Below are 19725 nucleotides of genomic sequence, written 5' to 3'. Positions count from 1 at the left end.
GCCTTGAATGAGCTGTCGTACCGTGCCGGTTTTCCAGCGATTGATCTACCGCGTGCTGCTGGCGGGGTTCTGTGTGCCCGGGGCGCAGGCCGCCCCGGCAGGCTGCGCGCAACTGTCGGCGTTGCCCGGCGTGTTTGAAGTGCAGCAGGGCTTGCAGAATGAAATGCACAGCCCGGTCGCCATCACCCGCGTGGCCATCGGTGACCCGAAAATCGCCGACGTGCACCCCACGGGCGACACCGGTTTCCTGCTGACCGGCGTGGCCCAGGGTACCACCAGCCTGATGGTATGGACCGCCTGCGCCAGCACGCCGCGGCAGAGCATGGTATTCGTGCGCGGCACCGCGACCGCCGGCCTCGACGCCCACGGCGGCCCACCTTCGCAGGACGTCGACCTGCCCAGCCAGGTGCAGACCGATATCCGTTTCGTGGAGGTCAGCCGCACCAAGCTCAAGGAAGCCAGTACGTCGATTTTCGGCAAGGGTTCCAACTTTCTTTTCGGCTCGCCCAATACCGTCACCGGCACCGTGGCCCCCGGCGCCATCGGCGACGTGGCAGGCGCCGCCACCCTGGCCAGCGGCAGCTTCAACATCGCCTTCGGTGGCGGCAAGGTGCTGGGTCTGATCAACGCCCTGGAAAGCAGCGGCTTCGCCTACACCCTGGCACGCCCCAGCCTGGTGGCGCTGAGCGGCCAGAGCGCGAGTTTCCTTGCCGGTGGCGAGGTGCCTATCCCGGTGCCCAGCAGTGGCAGCAACAACATCTCCATCGAATACAAGGAATTCGGTATTCGCCTGACGCTCACGCCTACGGTGGTCAGCGGTGACCGCATCTCCCTGAAGGTCGCACCCGAGGTCAGCGAACTGGACTACACCGGCGGCATCACCATCGCCGGCACCACGGTGCCGGCCCTGAACGTGCGCCGTACGGACACCAGCGTGTCCCTGGCCGACGGCGAAAGCTTCGTGATCAGCGGGCTGATCAGCAACAAGACCACCTCGGACGTGAGCAAATTCCCGGGGCTGGGCGACATCCCCGTGCTGGGCGCGTTTTTCCGCACCTCGTCCATCAGCCGCGAGGAGAAAGAGTTGCTGATGGTGGTCACCCCGCACCTGGTCAGGCCGCTGGCCGCCGATGCGCGCCTGCCCAACCTGCCCGGCGAGAACCTGCACAACTACGACCCCAACTGGTACCGCATGTACTTCCTCGAAAACGGCGACTTCGACCGCATGAGTGGGCTGTCCAAATGAGCCAGAGCCTGAGCCAGACCTTTCTGGCCATCACCCGCAACGACGGTGACCTGGAGTGGCTGCAGGGCGCCCTGGCGCCCCTGGGCCAAGTGGTGGGTGCCGCCAGCGGCAGCCTCGACGAACTGCTGGCGCTGGTGGACGTGACCTTCGCCAGCCTGGTGTTCATTGGCCTGGACCGCGACCAGGTGAGCAACCAGTGCGCGCTGATCGAAGGCGCCCTCGAGGCCAAGCCGATGCTGGCGGTGGTGGCCCTGGGCGACGGCATGGACAACCAGCTGGTGCTCAACGCCATGCGCGCCGGCGCTCGGGACTTCGTCGCCTACGGCTCGCGCTCCAGCGAGGTAGCAGGCCTGGTGCGCCGGCTGAGCAAACGCCTGCCGCCGGTGGCCACCAACCCCAACCTCGGCGCCCTGACCGTGCTGTATGGCGCCCAGTCCGACGGTGACGGCGCCCTGTTGGCTGCGCACCTGGGCCTGGTGGTGCACCGCAGCAAGCAGCACACCCTGCTGCTGGACCTGGGCCTGCCCCACGGCGCCAGCCTGGCGATGCTAAATCTGGAGACCACCTTCCACTTCGGCGACGCCCTGCGCAACCTGCGGCGCCTGGACGGCACCATGATCGACAGCGCCTTCCCGCGCTCACCCTCGGGCATGAGCATCCTCGCCTATGGCGAGAACGACGAGCCGCTGGAAGCCACCAGCGCCGCCGAGCTGTACATGCTGCTCAGCGCCCTGCGCCAGCATTTCCAGCACATCGTGGTGAACCTCATGGGCCAGCCGGACAGCGAGGCGCTGCGCACCTTCGTCAGCCACTGCGACAAGTTGCTCTGGTACACCGACCAGAGCGTGGTGGAGTGCCGGCGCAACCTGGCGGTGCTCAACCTGTGGCGCGAGAAGGGCATGAAACTGCAACACGCGCGCCTGCTGGTGGACCGCTACCTGCGCGCCGTGGCCCCCGATTCCGACGCCCTGGGCAAAAGCTATGGGCTGCCGGTGCTGTCGGTGCTGCCGTTCAGCCCCGAGATCCGCATGAACGCCAAGAACCAGGGCATCAGCCTTTTTGAGCTGGCGCCACGGGAAACCCTGACCAATGGCCTCAAGGCCCTGGGCGAACGCCTGGCCAAGCGCTCTGAAGCGGTCAAGCCGCCGGGCGCTGGCTGGTTCAACCGGCTGTGGGGGAACAAGGAATGAGCGAGAAACTGTTCGGCGGCCCGCGCGGCCAGACGTCCAGCGGCGACCCTCAGGGCCTCAAGCTGATACTGCACCGCTTCATCATCGATGCCATCGAAGAGTCCGGCAAGAACCTGCTGGAGGGCTCGCGCGCGGTGTTGGCGCAGTTCGTCATGGACCGGGTCGGCGACTACATCGCCCGCCGCCACCTGGCGGTGTCACGCTATGAAATGGAGCGCCTGGCCGAGGAACTGGTGGATGAGCTCACCGGCTTCGGCCCACTGGAAGTGTTGCTGCGCGACCCCAACGTCACCGAGATCCTGGTCAACGGCCCGCACCGGGTGTTCGTCGAGCGCCAGGGCGTGTTGCACCACACCGACCTGCGCTTCATCGACTCGCACCACGTGGAACGGGTGATGCAGCGCATCCTCGCGCCCCTGGGCCGGCGCCTGGACGAATCCTCGCCCATGGTGGATGCGCGGCTGCCCGACGGCAGCCGGGTCAACGCCATCATCCCGCCCATCGCCCTGGACGGGCCGTGCCTGTCGATCCGCAAGTTTCGCAAGGACATGCTCAAGAGCGCCGACCTGATGGCTACGCAGACCATCGACCAGGCCATCTACGATTTCATCCAGGAGGCAGTGGGCAAGCGCTGCAACATCCTGGTCAGCGGCGGTACCGGCACCGGCAAGACCACCATGCTCAATATCCTCAGCCAGCTGATCAACCCCCATGAACGGCTGGTCACCATCGAGGACGTCGCCGAACTGCAACTGGACCACCCCCACGTGGTGCGCCTGGAAACCCGCCCGCCCAACGCCGAAGGCCACGGCGAGGTGAAGTCCGCCGACCTGATCCGCAATGCCCTGCGGATGCGCCCTGACCGCATCATCCTCGGCGAGATCCGGGGTGTGGAAGTGGTGGACGTGCTGACCGCCATGAACACCGGCCACGACGGCTCCATGAGCACCGTGCACGCCAACAACGCCCAGGACGCGCTGCTGCGCCTGGAAACCCTGGTGGGCCTGACCGGCCGCACCGTGGCCGAGAGAACCCTGCGGCAGATGATCGTCGCCGCGCTGGATGTGGTCATCCAGCTCACCCGTCGGCCCGACGGTCGCCGGTGCGTGAGCGAGGTGGTGGAGGTGGTGGGCGTGCGCGATGACGTGTACGTCACCAACACCCTGTTCCGCCTCGACCGCCAGACCGGCTATGGCTTCGTGCGCGAGGCCATCAACCCCGCGGGTGACAAGCTGCGCCGCGACACCTTCAGCCACGCGCATTGAGAGGGTCGCAGGCATGATGGCGGCAATCGTGATGGGCGTGCTGAGCCTGGGGCTGCTGGGTTTGTCGGTGCGGTTCTTCGTGACCGGGCTGCGCCGCACGGGCGACAAGCGCGTGCTCGAACGGCTGGGCCAGGGCCAGGTGGTCGCGCCCAGCGAGCGGCCGTGGATGCGCTGGCTGGAGCGCCGTTTCCTGCGTGCCGGGCTGGGGCGGCCCAACGATCGCATTGGCATCTTCCTCGCCATCTGGGGCGTGCTGGTGCTGCTGGGCACCTTGTCTGGCGAATGGTTTGGCGTGTTGCTGATGGTGGTGATCCCACCCATGGGGCTGCGGCTGTATGTCAGCTGGCGCTACCGCCGCCGGGTTCAGCGCATGATTCAGCAACTGCCATCGTTGTTGGACTACACCGTGCGCAGCCTGAAGTCCGGGCGCACCCTGGCCGACGCGGTGCTGGGCGCCATGGAGGCCAGCAATGACCCGTTGCGCGAGGCCATGGCCCGGGTTGAGCGCAACGTGCGCCTGGGGGTGGCCCTGGATGAGGCCGTTGAGGATTTCGCTGAATTGTACGAACGCGATGAATTCAGGCTGTTTGCCTTGGGCCTGCGCATCAACCAACGGTTCGGCGGCAATGCCAGCGAGCTGCTGGAAAACCTGATCAAGCTGATTCGCGAGCGCGAGCAGGGGGCCAGGCAGTTGGCGGCCATGACCGGCGAGACGCGGATGACTGCGGTGGTGCTGGCGGGCTTGCCGGCCCTGTTGGCCGGCTACTTCCTGCTCACCAACCCCAGCTACCTGAGCCGAATGTGGCATGACCCCAGCGGTCAGCACCTGCTGATCGCCGCCATCGTCTTGCAGCTCACGGGCTGCCTGGCGCTGTGGCGCATGCTGAGGAGTATCTGACATGGCGATGTTGCTCAGTGCGTTGCTGCTATTGCTGGCGGCCGGCCTGTTGGCCAACCAGTTTGTCGAGCAGCGCCGTCGTGAGCGGCTAGTGGAGCGCCGCTTGCGCGGCGAAGCCGACGTGGACCGGCGCATCGGGGGGCTTTGGCAGCGCCTGGGCGACAGCCGCCTGGGCCAGCGTGCCGTCAGCCTGGACAGCGAAACCCAGGCACTGCTGGACCGCATCGGCTGGCGCAAGGCTAGCCAGCGGTCCCAGTTCGCCGCCTGGCAGGTTGGGACGCCCCTGGTGGCGCTGGTACTGGTGTGGTCAGTGCAGACCGTGTTTTTTTTACCGGTGAGCCATGAGGTGGTCGCCCCGGTGTTCGCCCTGGGGTTGGGTTATATCCTGCCCAAGCGTGTGCTGGCGTGGGCAGCCAGGCGCCGCCAGCAGCAAGTGGCGCGCGAGATATCGACCTTCATCCCCTTGCTGCGCATCCTTTTCGAGTCGGGCCTGGCCGTGGAGCAGGCGCTGCGGGTGTTGACCAATGAATCCGAGGGCCTGTTGCCGGTACTCAGCAGCGAGTTGCGCCTGGTGCTGAACCGGGTCGATTCGGGCCTGGAGTTGGGCGAGCAATTGGACGTCGCCGCACGCTTGCTTGCTGTGGACGAATTCACCGATACCTGCGTGATTCTTCGCCAACTGATCAACCAGGGTGGCGGTGCGATGAAGTCGCTGCTCTCGCTCAAGCAACTGCTGGATGACCGTCGCCTGACGACCCTGCAGGAATACATCTCCAAGTTGTCGGGAAAGATGTCGGTGGTGATGATGGTCTTTCTGTTCCCGGCCTTGTTGATCGTACTTGCCGGGCCTGGGCTCATGGCCATTTCCCGGGCCTTTGGCAAATGAACCTGACTTTGGAGCTTCACGGATGAAAGCACTGTTACTGGCCACCCTGCTGCTCGCCCTGACAGGCTGCGCCGCCGATGGCCGCTTCGATTTACAGGCCCTCAACGGCAAGCCCGGGCAATGCCCCAAGCCTACGCCCGAGCAGGACCTGTCGCTGAACCTGGCCGATGACATGGCCAACGAAGGCCGCCTGCACGCCAGCCTGGCCAACCTGGAGGGGCTGCCCGACAACCTGGTGCAGGTGCGCGTGCGCAAGGCGCGGGTGATGCGCCTGCTGGGGCGCAGCGAGGCCGAGCCCCTGTACCGCGGCCTGCTGGGCACCTGCATGGCGGCCGAGGGCGAGCACGGCCTGGGCCAGCTGGCAGCCGCCAAGGGCGACAATGGCCTGGCCATGAGCCATTTGCAGCGCGCGGCACGGCTGTCGCCCACCGACGAGAAGATCCGCAATGACCTGGGCGTGGTCTACCTCAACCAACTGCGCCTGGACGATGCGCGCTTCGAGTTCCTGACCGCCATGGAGCTCAAGCAGGGCGACAACCTGGCGGCACTGAACATGGTGACGTTGCTGATTTACCAGGACAAATGGCAGCAGGCCGCCGAACTGACGACCCGCGCCAACCTCACCCCCGAGCAGGTCGCGGAGGCCCAGGCGCGCGCCGACAAACTCAGGACCGGCGGCAAGGTGGTCGCCACCATCGCGGCACCGGTCTCACCGGTCAAATAGTCAGGAGGCAGCATGGCAATCAAGGTATTGGCAGTCATGATGGTGCTGGGCGCAAGCCCGGCCTGGGCCATTGAGCCCGGCCCGGCGTCTGCGGCGCAGCAGGGCACCGAGCAGTGGTTGCAGCTGCAAAGCAGCGGCCAGGTGGCCTCGCGCAACCCCCAGGCCACCACGGCGGTGGAGCATGAGGCGGCGATGCAGCGCTGGCTGGACAGCTACAAGCTGAAGATTCCGCAGTGGTACACCGCGGACGACTCCGGAAAAATCAGCAAGTAGCCTCAGTAGGCGCTGGCCCGCTGCCGCTGGTTGGGCGCCAGCGCCAGGGCCAGCTGGGTGCGGTTGTGCATGTGGGTCAGGCGCAGCACCTGGCTCACGTAGAGTTTGACGGTGTTCTCGGTAATGCCCAGCTCGCAGGCGATCTGGTAGTTGGTCTGGCCCCTGCCCACCAGTTGCGCCACGGCCATTTGCCGCGGTGAGAGCTGGTCGAAGCCGGCTGGAACCGCCCGCTCGGCTGCTGCCGCCGGCGCTTCCAGGGCCTGTTCGCGCATGGGCGCGCGCACCTGCTCCAGGTCCTGATAGAGCTCATTGATGGAGCTGGCGAGGAACTGCAGCTTTTCGTTCAGGTGGCCCAGGTGCTGGACGGTCTGCTGCCGGCTCGCCAGGTTGGCCTCGTGGCGCTGCAGGCCCTCCAGCAGTTCGTCGATATCCACGGGCTTCTGGTAATAGTCGACGAACCCTTCGCGTAGCGCCTTGATCACATCCTGCTTGTCGGCGCGCCCGGTCATCATGATGGGCTCGAACGGGCGCCCTTTGCCCGCCACGCGCTTGAGTTGCTGGACCAGTTCGATGCCGTCCAGGCCAGGCATGTGCAGGTCGCACAGCACCAGGCCAATGGCGGGGTCGCGGGCAAAGCATTCCAGCGCCTGCTGGCTGCTGAGGCTGGGCACGCACTGGTAACCGCTGGTCTCCAGCAGCTCGCAGAGCAGTTCGACGATCTCGGGTTCATCGTCGACGACCAGCACTTTGACGGACGAGACGCGCTTGTTCACGAGCAACTCCCTGTTGGCAACCTGATAGGCCCGGTCTCTTTGAGTAGTGGCACATGATGGCCAGTCACTACCTTCTGACGTTAGCCCTACTTTCCGACTAAGTACATAGGTGCACGCCTATTTATCGATCAGTGGATCCAAAAAAGCGACGCCAGGAAGCCGGCGAGCAGGAATGGCACAAAGGGTGGCTTGACCTGGGGATCCGGCTGCAGGTTCTGCAGGCGTTTGCGCAGCCGTGGGCTGAGGCGTTTCCATACACGGGGGCCCAGCAGCATCCAGGCAATCATGGTCACTCCGGCGCCGATGAAAGTGGCCAGCACATGCATGCGGTCGGTGGCCAGGGCCAGGGCCCACAGCAGCTTGACGTCGCCCGCGCCCAGCCGGCCGCTGATGTAGCCGGGCAGGGTCAATACCATGGCGATGGCCAGTGCCAGGCCGGCTTCCTCGGCGGTGCCGCCCAGCCACGTGTGGCCGCTGTAGAACAGAAAGAACAGCGCGAACAGGGCTCCGCCCAAGGTCAGTCCGTTGGCAATCTGCCGGTGGCGGATGTCCTGTTCGGCGCAGAGGGTAAACCAGATCAATAGTACTAGGCTTGGCATCCGGTAAAAAACGTCCCTTTTCGTCGAATGATTCTATGCTCTAACACAGGTGTACTGTCAGGGTAGACGCGATCATGAATGCAAGCCTCCCCCACAAGCAAAAAGGTGCGGCCGCGATTGAATTCGCCCTGGTCTTCATCCTGTTTTTCGCGGTGTTCTACGGGGTAGTGGCTTACACCTTGCCTTTGCTGATGGTGCAGTCATTCAACGAGGCGGCGGCTGAAGGTGTGCGCCAGGCGGTGGCGGTGGACCCCACGACCACGGGCACCGGGTATGCCGCGCTGGTGAGGTCCACGGCGACAGGCAAGGCGTTGGCCGCCCTGACCTGGTTGCCCACGGCGTTGAATTTTTCCCAGAGCTACATCACCGCGGACTACGCTGGCGCGGGTAGCACTCTCACGGTTTACATCAAATACCCTTCCAGCAATATCAACAGCGTCTTGCCGTTCCTGACCTTGCCTGGCATCGGTCAGGTGCCGAACCTGCCAGCCACAATCACCGTCTCCTCGAGCATCTTCCTTTGAGTGCCGGCGAGAAGCTGTTCGGGCGCTGGCGCTCGCAGCCGCCGCCCGTGCTGCCGGTGGCGCTGGAAGTGGCGCCCCAGGTAGCCAGCGGCCTGCAACTGCTGCTCGACCCCCAGGGCCAGGTGCTGCGCCTCAGCGGCCCCCTTCGCCACCAACTGGCCGCAGCGGCCAGCGCCGACCGCCGCCTGGCCACCTACCTGCAGCCCAACAGCCGCCTGGTGGTGGAGGGCGAGCCGGCGGACTGGCAGGGCCAGACCCTGGACCTCGACTTCAAGGCCGCCGACGGCACCCTGCACACCCGCGGCTGGGTGCAACACCAGGCGGAAGGCTGGGTGCTGCAGGTGTTCGACGTTGGCGACCTGCTGGCCGAGCGTGGCCAGCAGCAGGCGCACGGCCAGTTCCAGCGCCTGCTGGCACAGATCGCCGAGCGCCTGCGCCTGAGCAGCCTGGAGCGCCTGGACGAGGTGATCGCCGAGCAACTGCACGGCATTGCCAGCCAGTGCCAGCTGCCGGGCGTGGCACTGCTGCTGCGTGCCGGCGAGGCGGCCCAGTGGCAGGTGTTCAGCGACTGGTTGCGCCCCGGCGAGCTGACCTTGTGGCCCGCCGAAATGCGCCTGAACCGCAGCCTGCCCGGGCTGGACAGCCATGGCCTGCTGGACAGCGACCTGCTGGCGCCGGCCCAGGGCTGCCTGGTGCCTTACCGCGAAAACCATGGCGTCGCCGCCTGGCTGCTGTGCGCGCTGCCGCCCACGGGCGTACCTGTTGCGCTGAAAGAACATGGCCAGGCGTTGTTCGCGGCGCTGGCCGGGCCGGTGTTGGCGCGCCTGGCCGAGCGCGGCCATCGCCACCAGCTCGAGCGCCTGGAAACCCTGCAAGGGCTGATGGGCACCGGTTGGTGGGAGTTCTTCCCCGAACGTGACAGCCTGCAGCTGGCCCCCGGCCTGGCCCAGGCCCTGGACGCCCCGCAACAACTGCCGCTGCAGGACTGGATGGCGCTGATCCACCCCGCCGACCGCGCCGAGCTGCAAAGCCGCCTGCGTGACGTGCAGCGCGGCCACGAGCTGAGCCTCAGCGTGCGCCTGCACAAGGGCGACCCGCCGGTGTGGTTCCGGGTGCAGGGCCGCGTGCTGGAGGGCGACCGCATCCGCCGCGTGGTGGGCATGATGCTCGACATCAGCGACATCAAGAACCAGCAACAGCAGGCCGCCGCCGCCCACAAGCGCCTGGACAACGTGATCGCCAGCTCGCCGGCGGTCATCTACGTGCAGCGCTACGCCGAGGGCGCGCTGCAACCCACCTTCTTCAGCGACAGCCTGCGGCCGCTGCTGGGCTGGGCCCTGGAAGACTGCCAGGACGGCGAGATGGCCCAGTGGGTGCACCCCGACGACCGCGACGGCTACTTCCAGCGCACCCGCCAACTGCTGCGCGAAGGCGCGGTGCGCAGCCGCTACCGCCTGCGCGACCGCCAGGGCAATTACCATTGGGTGCTGGACGAAGCCCGGCTGTTGCGCGATGACCTGGGCATGCCCGTGGAAGCCGTTGGCCTGTGGCTGGACGTGACCGAAGCCACCGTCGCCAGCGAACTGGTGCGCCAGAGCGAGGAGCGCTACCGCATCCTGGTGGAAGACTCGCCGGCGATGATCTGCCGCTACCGCCCCGACCTGACCCTGACCTTCGGCAACCAGCCGCTGGCCAAGTACCTGGAGTGCAGCACCGAAGAGCTGCCGGGCATCAACCTGGGCAACTGGCTGTCCAACGAACAGCGCGACGCCTTCGTGGCGCGCCTGGCCACCCTGACCCCGCAGCAGCCGGTGAGCGCCGCCGAGATTGCCCTGCAACTGCCCGGCCGTGAGCATGCCTGGTGGGTGTGGTCCGACCGTGGCGTGTTCGACGAGCGCGGGCAACTGATCGAGATCCAGGCCGTGGGGCGCGACAACACCGAGGTGCGGCGCACCCAGCAGCAACTGACCCAGAGCGCGAAAATGGCCACCCTCGGCGAAATGGCCACAGGCCTTGCCCACGAGATCAACCAGCCGCTGAACGTGATGCGCATGGCCATCGTCAACGTGCTCAAGCGCCTGGGCAACGGCGACGTGCAGATCGACTACCTGCAGGACAAGCTCAACCGCATCGACGCCCAGGTGCAACGCGCCGCGCGGGTGGTGGACCACATGCGGGTGTTCGGCCGCCGCTCGGAAATCGAGATGCAGCTGTTCAACCCCAAGGTGGCGGTGGAGGGCACCTTGTCGCTGCTGGCCGAGGGCATGAAAGGCAAGGGCGTGGAACTGCGCGTGCCGGAAATTACCCTGGAGGTGGTGGTGCGCGGCCACGTCGACCAGCTGGAACAGGTGCTGATCAACCTGATGGTCAACGCCCGCGACGCGCTGCTGACCAAGCGCGAGGGCAACCGCGAACTGGAACCCTGGATCGAAACCACCGCCGAGGCCGACGACGAGCGCGTGCGCCTCTACGTGCAGGACAACGGCGGCGGCATCCCGCCGCGCCTGCTGGAGAAAATCTTCGAGCCGTTCTTCACCACCAAGCCGGTGGGTGTCGGCACCGGGCTGGGGCTGTCGGTGAGCTACGGCATCATCGAGAACATGGGCGGCCGCCTGAGCGTGACCAACACCGACGAAGGCGCACGCTTCTGCATCGAACTGCCCATCGCCCACCCCGAATAACCGCGCGCCCCCGGACGCCGCCTGCGGCAGCTGCTACGCCGCTTCCCGTAGCAGCGGCCGCAGGCCGCGTCAAAGCACAAGCTGCGCCCGGCCGGTCTGGCAGGTGAGGTTGGCGCCGACCTGGACTTGGGTAAGGTCGATGCCTAAGGAACTCAACAGTTGATTCAACAAAGGATCCAGCAGAGGGCTAAGCAGTCCTTGGATCACCGGGAGCAAGAGGCTATTGAGCGTACCAAGTAAGCTCGAGACAGTTACCAGCAAATCGCCCAGCAAATTGCTAGTTACTGGTTTGTAAGCTTGTACTTGAATGCCAGAAATTGTACTGGCCAGGCTGTTCACGATACTGCTGTTACTCAGCGTCAAATAGCTGGGGGTCAAACCTACGTTCGGCGGGGCACTCGCACTATTGAAAATGAGGTCAGTGGTATTTCCAGCCACAGTGGTATTCACAAGAATACCAAGGCCCCCGCCAGTGCCAGCCGTCCTTGGGCCACAGCTGCCGATCCCAAGAACTTGGTGACAGGTCTTTGTTCCGATATCGATAATGCGCAATGGATTCACGACCATGTCAGTCGAGGAAGAAAATGCAGTGCTGGCGTCAATTTGACCGATTTTTAGCGTCGCCGCGGATGTGAGGGTATGAGCAGTAATTGACTTGTTAGACGTACAGCTGAACGCCGTTATATAGCTTTGAGCACTTGCCAATTCCAGCCCAATATCAATTTCAGGCGATGGCATGGGCAGTAGGTCCAACTGCTCACAACCGGCCCCCAGCAAGCAGGATACTGCGTTAAGAGTTGCGACCAGATTTAGCTGGAGCAAACTGCCAAGAACGTTTGCCAATGATGAAACCAGGTCGGTGAGTAAAGTGGTCAACCCTGAAAGGGAAGTAAGTACGGGAAGATTTACTGAGACCAAGGCCCGAACTTGAGCAGTTTTTACATAAATTCGATTTGGGTTATTCAGTGTTGGATCGGCCACCGCGAGAGTGGGGTTCCCTATGGCGGAAAGCTGCGGCGGCTCAATAACCTTAATTCGCGTAGTGACATTGGCCAAGCCCAAGACGCTTACTGGTAGTGTTGCGCTCACGGAGCTCGCGCTATTGGCCAGCTGAACAAAGCTCTGAATAAGTTGGAAAAGTTGAATGTTGGCGTTTAGTCCAGCGGTTGTTGCGCCTGACTGGAGTTGCAAGAGGCTGCCCAAGGTCACATTTGGCACATTGATAGCTGCCGATTGTATAGCGGCCAAGCTAGTGGTGATGGTGGCGGTATTTCCGCTCTGCGGTAGTACGTCAATAGCGGCCTGCACCAGTTGTCCAACCGAGACGTTGGTAGCCAGCAATTGAGTGTAATTACCTGCACTGACACCAAGGTTAAGCGCTAACCGGTTGAGGTAGCTCAGCAGATTGACGTCTGTTGTAATCAGTCCGTTCCAGCCGTCCACACTTAAATTTACGTTTCCTCCCAAAAGTCCGGAAAATAAGGGATTGAGGATGCTGGATTGCGCAGTATTCACTGTCGCCAAGGTACTGCGAATACTCAACTGCGCCAAAGGATTCCCCACATACCCCGCCGTAGCAGTAGCCCGCAACACCGTATTCGCATTGAACCCCCCACCCGCCACCATCCCCCACAACCCCGCCGCCACGCTGGTGGCCACCGTTTCATTGGCTACCACCTGTATCGCCTGGGTGGCCGTGGCGTTGGCGGTGAACGCGCGCAGGTTGTTACTGCCGGTGCTCAAGGTGCCACAGGTGGCGGTGAGGGTGTTGCCGGTGCCGACGGTTAAGCCGTTGCGGGCGGCGCTGGTGGTGGCTTGGGTGAGGGCGTTGACGCCGGTGCCGCTGCACACGGCGTTGAGGTTGGAGGCTTCCAGGGCGGCGGCGTCGACCACGCGCTGCAATTTGCGCTGTTCCAGGTACAGGCGGCCGCTGTCGATGACCAGCAGCATGAACAACAAGGCCATGCCCAGGGTGATGGCGGCCATCAGGCCGATCGCACCGCGTTGCCGGTACGGGTAAGCAAAGCGCGGGACCATCGAGCACTCCTTGCCGACACTGTCACATCCAGTGGGTGTGTTTCAGCGTAGCAGCAGGTGGCGTGCTTGCACCCGTAGCAGCGGCCAAAGGCCGCGTCCCGCCGTGACACGGTCCGGACGCGGCCGGTGGCCGCTGCTACGGGGGTTATTTTGGCGGGTAGGTGGACAGCACCTTGGTCACGGTCTTCTGGATGGCCGCGGTGCGCTCGGCGGGGCTGGGCGGGTAGCTGTTCATGATCTGCTCGGAACTGCCGCGCCACACCAGCTTGCCGTCGTGGCCGTCCAGCAGGTCGACCTGGATGGTGGCCACCTTGTAGTCGACGCTACGGGTCTCGTTGTACATCGGCCCGCCCCAGTAGCCTCCCCAGTAACCGCCCCAGGCGCCACCGTAGTTGGTGGTGATCTGCTGCTGGCGGTTCTCGACGATCAGGTAGGTCTGCACGCTGAGGTCACCGCGGGCCCCGGCCTGGGCGGGGCGCAGGCCGCGCTGGTCGAGTTCGCTGGCCACCGCTTCGCGGATGCGCTGCTCGGTGAGGTCACTCTTGATGCGCGGGTCATCGGGGCGGTACTGCAGGGCCGGCTCCTTCCAGCTCCAGCTGCGGTAGGCACCGAAGTCACGGCTGGCGTCGAAGTCGTGGTTGACCTGGTTGCTTTCGCAGGCGCTGAGCAACAGCGCCACCACTGACAGTAAAGCAAGACGGCGGAACATGATGATGTTCTCCAGTTACCTAGCGTGGGGGGTAGGCCGCGAGGGCCTTGTTCACGGCGCCGCGCAAGGCGTCGCCGCGTTGGCTGATGCTGCCTTGGCCGTCTGTCTCTGCGCTGGCGCTCCAGACCGGTTGCCCGGTGGCGCCGTCGAACAGGTTGATGCGCACCACCATGACCTGCACCTCATAGGTGCGCACTACAGGAGGATAGCCGCCGTAAGGCCCATAGGGACCGTAACCTGGGCCCGGGCCGTAATCTTCCTGCACCTGGCGCAGGCGCTTCTCCATGCGCACGTCGGTGCTCACCAGCAGGTCCGCCGGGCCGTTGCGCGCCGGGCGCAGGCCGCGCTGGTCGAGGCCCTCGCTGACGGCCTCGGCGATCTGGTCGGACTCAGCCAGCGGGCTGCCCGGCGGCGGCTGGTGGTTGAACCAGGTCCAGCTGCGGTAGCTGGCAAAGTCTCGCGGCTGCGCCGGGTAGGCGCTGCGGTCGAAGGTCTGCGCGGCCTGCGGGGGCGCCGGCGGCAGCGGGTTGGAGCTGGCGGTGTAGGGGTTGGGGCTTTCGCAGCCGGCCAGGGCCAGCACGATCAGACTCAAGGCAAGTGGGCGGTACATGGTGATCTCCACAGCGTCAGACGGGACGGCAGATCCAGTGCAGATAGCGGCCAAGGCCCGCGTACGCCGGGTGGCGACGGTAGGCCAGTTCCATTTCCAGCAGGTCGTCCAGCGCCGCTTTCTTCTGGAAGTCGACCGGCATGTAATCGTGAAAAACCCGTACGCCGCTTCTGCTTTCGACCTGCCAATGGCCGTCGAGTTGCGCCTGCAGTTCGCGCGGGTCAAGGGGCATTTGCGGGGTGAGGCTCTGCTTTTCGCCGGCCATGTCGTTGCTGCGCAACTTGCGGAAATGGCCCTTGAGCAGGTTGCGGTACACCAGCGCGTCGCGGTTGTAGAACGCCAGCGACAGCCAGCCGCCCGGTGCCACCAGGCTGCGCAACACCGGCAGGATGGTGAACGGCTCGGCCAGCCATTCCAGCACGGCGTGGCAGATCACCAGGTCGTACTGCTCGCTCAGCAGGCCGGGCAGGTCCTGCCACGGTGCCTGGATGAAGGTGGCGGCCAGGCCGGCCTCGGCGAACCGCTGGCGCGCGCCTTCGAGCATGGGCTCGGCGGGCTCGGCCAGGGTTACCTGGTGGCCTTGCTGGGCCAGCCACAGCGACATGTGGCCCAGGCCGGCACCAATGTCCAGCACCCGCAACGGGCGCTGGGGCAGGGCTTCGGTCAGATCAGTCTGCAACACGGCCAGGCGGATGGCGCCCTTGGCGCCGCCGTAGATCTTCTCGGCGAAGCGGGTGGCCAGCTCATCGAAGTGACGGTCGCTCATTTGGCGAACCGCCGTTCGCTGTGGGCCAGCTTGGCGCGCACCACGGCGTCCATGTCCAGGCCCAGTTCGCTGCACAGCAGCAACAGATAGAGGACGATGTCGCCCACTTCCTGGCCGGCGTGCTCAAGCTTGTCCGCCGGCAGCTGGCGCGACTGGTCTTCGCTCAGCCATTGGAAAATTTCCACCAGCTCGGCCATTTCGACGCTGGCGGCCATGGCCAGATTCTTGGGGCTGTGGAAACCACGCCAGTCATTGTTGTCGCGGATGCGATGCAGGCGTTGGGTCAGTTCTTCGAGGTTCATGGGGCTCTCCTGTGCCTAAAGCTTGGGGCGCAGGCGCGCGGCGCGCAAGAGCAACGCGAATGAAAATCTGTATGGCGGCTGAAACCTGTGCAAATTCCCGGTGCGTGGTGCCTGGGACGCGGCCTGCGGCCGCTGCTACAGGATGACGTTGGGGCCCTAAAAACTCGCTGGCAAGCCAGCTCCCACAAAGACATTTGCTGCTACGGACCTCGTAGCAGCTGCCACAGGCTGCGTCCGGCCCCGACGCGATGAATCCTGGAAACCGCGTTGGCTGTGACGCGGCCTTTGGCCGCTGCTACAGGATGACGGTGAGCCAGGTGGAGATGAGCAGCAGCACCGCCAGGGTGCGGTTCATGCGCTGCATGGCCCGGGGCGAACGCAGCCAGCGCGCGGAGCCTGCGCCCAGCAGTGCCCAGCAGCCCATGCACGGCAGTGACACCAGAAAGAATGCCAGCGCCAGCCACTGCACGGCCAGGCCCTGGGCGCTGAACACGCTGACTACCGCCAGGGCCATCATCCAGGTCTTGGGGTTCACCAGTTGCAGGCTGGCAGCGCTGGCCAGGCCCAGACGGCGCTCGTCGTCGGCGTGCACGGCGGTTGCCGGCGCCGCCCAGATTTTCCACGCCAGCGAGGTCAGCCACAGCAGGCCGGCCACGGTCATGGCCGGTTTCACGTAGGGCAGGGTCATCAGCGTGCGGCCCAGGCCGGTGCCTACCGCCAGCACGATCAGCGCCGCCGCCGCACAGGCGCCGAGGATAATTGGCAGCACCGCGCGCAGGCCGAAGCGTGCGCTGTTGCTCAGCACCAGGATGTTGGTGGGGCCGGGGGTGATGGAAGCGACGAAGGCGAACAGCATGAAGGCGAGCATGGCAGGCTCCGATAACGGGAAGTGGCCATGATCGGCGTTGCGCGGCGCTCAGTCTGGAAGGTTTGAGCAGCGCTTGCGGTATGCCGCCGGGGTCATGCCATAGGCGCGCATGAACCAGCGCCCCAGGTGGCTCTGGTCGGCGAAGCCCAGGTCGCTGGCCACGTCTGCCGGCCAGGCGCCCCCGGCCAGCAGGCGGCGGGCGCGGGCCAGGCGCAACTGCACCAGGTAGGCGTGCGGCGGCAGCCCGAAGGCGGCCTTGAACGCGCGGGTCAGGCGGAAGCGGTCGACGCCGCAGGCGATGGCCAGTTCGTCCATGCCCAGGTCGCGGAAGCAGTGGCTGTGCAAATAATCGCGTGCACGCTGGGCCACCAGCGGCAGGCGCGGGTCGCTGTTTTGGCGCTGGCGCCATTGGGTATGGGTGGTCAGGTGCTCCAGCAGGCCGTCCAGCGCGCTCTGGCGCACGATGCGCAGTTCCTGGCCGTGCAAGGCGCTAAAGGCGAACAGCGCGGCGTGGGCCAGGCGCGGGTCCTGGGTCAGGGTCTCGGCGAAGCTCAGGGCATGGTTGGACGGGGCCTCCTCGAACAGGCTGGCCAGCTCGCGCTCCAGCCAGTGCGGGTCCAGGTACAGCATGCGGTAGGTGAAGCCGGCGTCGTCAGGGGCTTCGCCGTCGTGGATCTCGCCCGGTTCGATCAGGAAAATCTTGCCCGGCGTGCTGTCGTGCAGGGTGCGCCGGCAGTTGAAGCGCTGCACGCCCTGCTCGGTGACGCCCACCAGGTAGCTGTCATGCCAGTGCGGGTCGTAGGCATGACCTTTGTAGAAGTGGGCGCGCAGGGTTTCGATGCCGGTTTCCCGGTCCTGGGCCAGGTCGATCCAGTTGGATGGGTTCATGGGCCAAGCTTATCGCGCGCGCGCCGGGGGCTGTCTAGAAGCTTTGTGCAGCCCCTGGGCATCAGGCGACGGGCGACCAGCCGCCCTCCATGTGCAGCAGGTCGGCCTTGCCCTTGAGCTCGAACTGGCCGCTGGAGCCGCCGGTGCTGGCCCACAGGATCAGCTCGCTGGGCAGCCGCACCGGTTTGCGGAACTGCGCGTGTAGCTCGACGTTCGCCGCAGGCAGCTGCTCGCGCAACGCCGCCAGTGAGCGCGCCAGGCTCCACATGCCGTGGGCGATGGCCGTGGGAAAACCGAACAGCCGGGCGCTGGCGGCGCTCAGGTGGATGGGGTTGTAGTCGCCGGAGACCTTGGCGTACTGGCGGCCGCAGTCGTTGCCGGCGTACCAGCGCGAGTGCTCGATCAGCGGTGCCACGCTGGGCTGCAGTTCTGCCGGGGGCACGCCGTCCAATTTCACGCCTTTGCACAACATCACGCTGTGTTCCTCCCACAACGGCCCCAGGGCGTCGTCGACCTGGGTCACCAGGTCAAAGGTCGCGCCTTTTTCGTGCGGCTCGAGATTTTCCACATGCACGCTGGCGTGCACCCGGCTCAAGCCGCCCAGCGGTCGCAGCACGCGAATGCGATTGCTCAGGTGCACAAGCCCCAGCAAGGGGAAGGGAAACTCGTGGCTGGTCAGCAGCTGCATCTGCAGGGCGAAGGCCATCACGTGTGGATAAGTGGCCGGCAGCAGGCCGCTTTCGCCGAAGCCGCAGGCCTGGCGGTAGGCGGCCAGGCGCGGGTTATCCACTGTCAGCCAGGCGCGCAGGCCGGTGTCGGGCAACTGCGTGCCGCTGATCTTGCGGCGTAGCGCGGCGCGGGTGTACAGGCCCGACAGGCCGTCGACGCGGTCGAGGTCTTGCCAATGCACGCTCATGCTCAGGCCCCCACCACGCTTTGGCCGCACACGCGCAGCACTTGGCCATTGACCGCGCCGCTGCCCGGCTGGGCCAACCAGGCCACGGCCTCGGCGACGTCCTGGGGCAGGCCGCCCTGGCCGAGGGCGTTCATGCGCCGCCCGGCTTCGCGCAGGGCGAAGGGCATTTGCGCGGTCATGTGGGTCTCGATGAAGCCCGGCGCCACTGCGTTGATGCTGGCGCCACGGGCGGCCAGGGTGGGCCCGAACGCCTGTGCCAGGCCGATCAGCCCCGCTTTGCTGGCGGCGTAGTTGGTCTGCCCGCGGTTGCCGGCGATGCCGCTGGTGGACGACAGCAGGATGACCCGGCCGTGGTCCTTCAGGGTGCCGCTGTCGAACAGCGCCAGGGTCAGCAGGTGCGGGGCGTTGAGGTTCACCGCCAGCACCGAGTCCCAGTATTCGGGGGTCATGTTGACCAGGGTCTTGTCACGGGTGATGCCGGCGTTGTGTACCACCACATCGATGCCGTCGGGCAGGGCGGCGATCAGCTGCTGCGCGGCATCGCTGGCGCAGATGTCCAGGTCCACGGTGCGCCCGCCCAGGCGCGCGGCCAAGGCGTCGAGGTCGGCCTTGGCCTGGGGCACGTCCAGCAGCACCACCTCGGCGCCGTCGCGGGCCAGGGTTTCGGCAATCGCGGCGCCGATGCCGCGGGCAGCGCCGGTCACCAGGGCCTTCTTGCCGGCCAGTGGGCGGGTCCAGTCGGCTACTTGGCTGGCACAGCGGCTGAGGCGCAGCACCTGGCCGTCGACGTAGGCGCTTTTCGGCGAGAGGAAGAAGCGCAGGGCGCCTTCCAGCTCGGCGTCATCGTCCAGCTGTAGCAGTTGCAGCACGCCGCCGTTGCGCAGTTCCTTGGCCAGCGAGCGGCTGAAGCCCTCGATGGCCTTCTGCGCGATGTGCGCGGCAGGTGCCAGGCCGTCGGGCACGCGGCCCAGGATCAGCAGGTGGGCGCTGTTGTCGAGGCTCTTGATCAGCGGCTGGAAGAATTCGCGCAGCTGCTTGAGCTCGGCGCTGTCGCTGATGTGGCTGGCGTCGAACACCACGGCCTTGATCTTCGGGCCCAGGCCGGCAGTCCAGGCGGGCAGGCTGGTGTTGTCGGTGGCAAAGCCGAAGGCGCTGTCGGTGAGCCGCGGCGCCAGTTCGGCGACGTTAGCCGCCAAGGGGCCGCCGCCCACCACCAGGGTGCCGTCGATGGGCCGCAGGCGTCCGGCCTGCCAACGCTCCAGCCGGGCCGGCGTGGGCAACCCCACGGCGCCCACCAGGCGGCGGCCTAGGTCGGAATTGGCGAAGTCGATATAACGGTCGGACATGGAACGCTCTCCGGCAGATTGAGTTCAAAGTGTGGACCACGTTGACGACTTGGTCGTTCGGTCTATTGACCGGCGTCTGATCCAGCCTTTGATCTGGCTTGTGATCTGGCTTGTGATCTGGCTTGTGATTTGCTGTTGATCTGGCTGTTGATCTGGCTCTTGATCTTGATTGTATGCCCCGTAAAGCGCCCGGGCCGACTGGAGGCGTCGATCAACGGGCTGCC

20 protein-coding genes are annotated in these 19725 nt (G+C 65.7%); 9 read left to right on the top strand and 11 right to left on the bottom strand.

Translation table 11 applies throughout. The annotated features are described in order from the left end of the window. Positions 1–7 precede the first annotated feature (7 nt). Genes ACWKWX_RS04770 through ACWKWX_RS04740 form a run of 7 tightly spaced genes read left to right on the top strand, consistent with a single transcriptional unit; the run spans position 8 to position 6482 of the window. Positions 8–1246, top strand: coding sequence for a type II and III secretion system protein family protein (locus ACWKWX_RS04770; protein ID WP_483827126.1), 1239 nt, complete (start codon positions 8–10; stop codon positions 1244–1246). Then, on the top strand, positions 1243–2436 hold the full coding sequence (locus ACWKWX_RS04765) for a CpaE/TadZ family protein (RefSeq protein WP_416422244.1): 1194 nt from the start codon (positions 1243–1245) through the stop codon (positions 2434–2436). The genes ACWKWX_RS04770 and ACWKWX_RS04765 overlap by 4 nt, the downstream gene beginning before the upstream one ends. Then, complete coding sequence (locus ACWKWX_RS04760) at positions 2433–3701, top strand: TadA family conjugal transfer-associated ATPase (protein ID WP_483827125.1); 1269 nt, start codon at positions 2433–2435, stop codon at positions 3699–3701. The genes ACWKWX_RS04765 and ACWKWX_RS04760 overlap by 4 nt, the downstream gene beginning before the upstream one ends. A gap of 13 nt (positions 3702–3714) precedes the next feature. Further along, a complete protein-coding gene (locus tag ACWKWX_RS04755; RefSeq protein WP_483827124.1) occupies positions 3715–4599 on the top strand; it encodes a type II secretion system F family protein in 885 nt (294 codons plus the stop codon). Between the two features lies 1 nt (position 4600). Further along, positions 4601–5485 (top strand): type II secretion system F family protein, encoded by an 885-nt coding sequence (locus tag ACWKWX_RS04750; protein WP_483827123.1) that lies wholly within the window; start codon positions 4601–4603, stop codon positions 5483–5485. A gap of 22 nt (positions 5486–5507) precedes the next feature. After that, positions 5508–6209: a tetratricopeptide repeat protein gene (locus tag ACWKWX_RS04745; RefSeq protein ID WP_416422248.1), complete on the top strand. Its 702-nt coding sequence runs from the start codon at positions 5508–5510 to the stop codon at positions 6207–6209. Between the two features lie 12 nt (positions 6210–6221). Further along, on the top strand, positions 6222–6482 hold the full coding sequence (locus tag ACWKWX_RS04740; protein ID WP_483827122.1) for a DUF3613 domain-containing protein: 261 nt from the start codon (positions 6222–6224) through the stop codon (positions 6480–6482). A 2-nt stretch (positions 6483–6484) separates the two neighbouring features. Here ACWKWX_RS04740 and ACWKWX_RS04735 read toward each other — a convergent pair whose 3' ends face one another. Together ACWKWX_RS04735 and ACWKWX_RS04730 are read right to left on the bottom strand one after the other, a co-directional pair. Beyond that, positions 6485–7255 (bottom strand): response regulator, encoded by a 771-nt coding sequence (locus tag ACWKWX_RS04735; protein ID WP_483827121.1) that lies wholly within the window; start codon positions 7253–7255, stop codon positions 6485–6487. Positions 7256–7383: 128 nt separating this feature from the next. After that, positions 7384–7854, bottom strand: a complete 471-nt coding sequence (locus ACWKWX_RS04730; RefSeq protein WP_416422251.1) for a prepilin peptidase — start codon at positions 7852–7854, stop codon at positions 7384–7386. Positions 7855–7928: 74 nt separating this feature from the next. On the opposite strand from ACWKWX_RS04730, the gene ACWKWX_RS04725 reads away from it, so the two are divergent. Beyond that, positions 7929–8378 (top strand): TadE/TadG family type IV pilus assembly protein, encoded by a 450-nt coding sequence (locus ACWKWX_RS04725; RefSeq protein WP_483827120.1) that lies wholly within the window; start codon positions 7929–7931, stop codon positions 8376–8378. Next, complete coding sequence (locus ACWKWX_RS04720; protein WP_483827119.1) at positions 8375–11059, top strand: PAS domain-containing sensor histidine kinase; 2685 nt, start codon at positions 8375–8377, stop codon at positions 11057–11059. Before ACWKWX_RS04725 ends, ACWKWX_RS04720 begins: the two co-directional genes overlap by 4 nt. Before the next feature lie 69 nt (positions 11060–11128). On the opposite strand, the gene ACWKWX_RS04715 is transcribed toward ACWKWX_RS04720, so the two are convergent. The 9 genes from ACWKWX_RS04715 to ACWKWX_RS04675 all read right to left on the bottom strand — a co-directional run bounded on the left by ACWKWX_RS04715 (position 11129) and on the right by ACWKWX_RS04675 (position 19501). Then, a complete protein-coding gene (locus ACWKWX_RS04715; RefSeq protein WP_483827118.1) occupies positions 11129–13096 on the bottom strand; it encodes a pilus assembly protein TadG-related protein in 1968 nt (655 codons plus the stop codon). A 145-nt stretch (positions 13097–13241) separates the two neighbouring features. Further along, on the bottom strand, positions 13242–13805 hold the full coding sequence (locus ACWKWX_RS04710) for a DUF4136 domain-containing protein (RefSeq protein ID WP_416422255.1): 564 nt from the start codon (positions 13803–13805) through the stop codon (positions 13242–13244). Positions 13806–13824: 19 nt separating this feature from the next. Beyond that, a complete protein-coding gene (locus ACWKWX_RS04705) occupies positions 13825–14415 on the bottom strand; it encodes a DUF4136 domain-containing protein (RefSeq protein ID WP_416422256.1) in 591 nt (196 codons plus the stop codon). A gap of 16 nt (positions 14416–14431) precedes the next feature. Continuing rightward, positions 14432–15181: a methyltransferase domain-containing protein gene (locus ACWKWX_RS04700; RefSeq protein WP_416422257.1), complete on the bottom strand. Its 750-nt coding sequence runs from the start codon at positions 15179–15181 to the stop codon at positions 14432–14434. Next, complete coding sequence (locus ACWKWX_RS04695) at positions 15178–15483, bottom strand: MazG-like family protein (RefSeq protein ID WP_416422258.1); 306 nt, start codon at positions 15481–15483, stop codon at positions 15178–15180. The genes ACWKWX_RS04700 and ACWKWX_RS04695 overlap by 4 nt, the downstream gene beginning before the upstream one ends. Positions 15484–15778: 295 nt before the next feature. Next, positions 15779–16351, bottom strand: coding sequence for a LysE family translocator (locus ACWKWX_RS04690; RefSeq protein WP_416422259.1), 573 nt, complete (start codon positions 16349–16351; stop codon positions 15779–15781). Between the two features lie 48 nt (positions 16352–16399). After that, complete coding sequence (locus ACWKWX_RS04685) at positions 16400–17239, bottom strand: AraC family transcriptional regulator (RefSeq protein ID WP_483827117.1); 840 nt, start codon at positions 17237–17239, stop codon at positions 16400–16402. Between the two features lie 61 nt (positions 17240–17300). Then, positions 17301–18155, bottom strand: a complete 855-nt coding sequence (locus tag ACWKWX_RS04680; RefSeq protein ID WP_416422261.1) for a MaoC family dehydratase — start codon at positions 18153–18155, stop codon at positions 17301–17303. Between the two features lie 2 nt (positions 18156–18157). Continuing rightward, positions 18158–19501: a 3-oxoacyl-ACP reductase gene (locus ACWKWX_RS04675; protein ID WP_483827116.1), complete on the bottom strand. Its 1344-nt coding sequence runs from the start codon at positions 19499–19501 to the stop codon at positions 18158–18160. Between the last annotated feature and the right edge of the window lie 224 nt (positions 19502–19725).

This window comes from Pseudomonas imperatae, from assembly GCF_057128625.1.
The sequence above is the reverse complement of the archived record's forward strand: the minus strand, read 5'-3'. Positions and strand labels throughout refer to the sequence as shown.

Bases quoted from the DNA above. Each gene is read 5' to 3' on its own strand.
- ACWKWX_RS04765 (WP_416422244.1), top strand. From the start codon at position 1,243: ATGAGCCAGAGCCTGAGCCAGACCTTTCTGGCCATCACCCGCAACGAC.
- ACWKWX_RS04715 (WP_483827118.1), bottom strand. From the start codon at position 13,096: ATGGTCCCGCGCTTTGCTTACCCGTACCGGCAACGCGGTGCGATCGGC.
- ACWKWX_RS04705 (WP_416422256.1), bottom strand. From the start codon at position 14,415: ATGTACCGCCCACTTGCCTTGAGTCTGATCGTGCTGGCCCTGGCCGGC.
- ACWKWX_RS04750 (WP_483827123.1), top strand. From the start codon at position 4,601: ATGGCGATGTTGCTCAGTGCGTTGCTGCTATTGCTGGCGGCCGGCCTG.
- ACWKWX_RS04755 (WP_483827124.1), top strand. From the start codon at position 3,715: ATGATGGCGGCAATCGTGATGGGCGTGCTGAGCCTGGGGCTGCTGGGT.
- ACWKWX_RS04685 (WP_483827117.1), bottom strand. From the start codon at position 17,239: ATGAACCCATCCAACTGGATCGACCTGGCCCAGGACCGGGAAACCGGC.
- ACWKWX_RS04725 (WP_483827120.1), top strand. From the start codon at position 7,929: ATGAATGCAAGCCTCCCCCACAAGCAAAAAGGTGCGGCCGCGATTGAA.
- ACWKWX_RS04760 (WP_483827125.1), top strand. From the start codon at position 2,433: ATGAGCGAGAAACTGTTCGGCGGCCCGCGCGGCCAGACGTCCAGCGGC.
- ACWKWX_RS04740 (WP_483827122.1), top strand. From the start codon at position 6,222: ATGGCAATCAAGGTATTGGCAGTCATGATGGTGCTGGGCGCAAGCCCG.
- ACWKWX_RS04675 (WP_483827116.1), bottom strand. From the start codon at position 19,501: ATGTCCGACCGTTATATCGACTTCGCCAATTCCGACCTAGGCCGCCGC.
- ACWKWX_RS04700 (WP_416422257.1), bottom strand. From the start codon at position 15,181: ATGAGCGACCGTCACTTCGATGAGCTGGCCACCCGCTTCGCCGAGAAG.
- ACWKWX_RS04690 (WP_416422259.1), bottom strand. From the start codon at position 16,351: ATGCTCGCCTTCATGCTGTTCGCCTTCGTCGCTTCCATCACCCCCGGC.
- ACWKWX_RS04710 (WP_416422255.1), bottom strand. From the start codon at position 13,805: ATGTTCCGCCGTCTTGCTTTACTGTCAGTGGTGGCGCTGTTGCTCAGC.
- ACWKWX_RS04745 (WP_416422248.1), top strand. From the start codon at position 5,508: ATGAAAGCACTGTTACTGGCCACCCTGCTGCTCGCCCTGACAGGCTGC.
- ACWKWX_RS04770 (WP_483827126.1), top strand. From the start codon at position 8: ATGAGCTGTCGTACCGTGCCGGTTTTCCAGCGATTGATCTACCGCGTG.
- ACWKWX_RS04730 (WP_416422251.1), bottom strand. From the start codon at position 7,854: ATGCCAAGCCTAGTACTATTGATCTGGTTTACCCTCTGCGCCGAACAG.
- ACWKWX_RS04680 (WP_416422261.1), bottom strand. From the start codon at position 18,155: ATGAGCGTGCATTGGCAAGACCTCGACCGCGTCGACGGCCTGTCGGGC.
- ACWKWX_RS04695 (WP_416422258.1), bottom strand. From the start codon at position 15,483: ATGAACCTCGAAGAACTGACCCAACGCCTGCATCGCATCCGCGACAAC.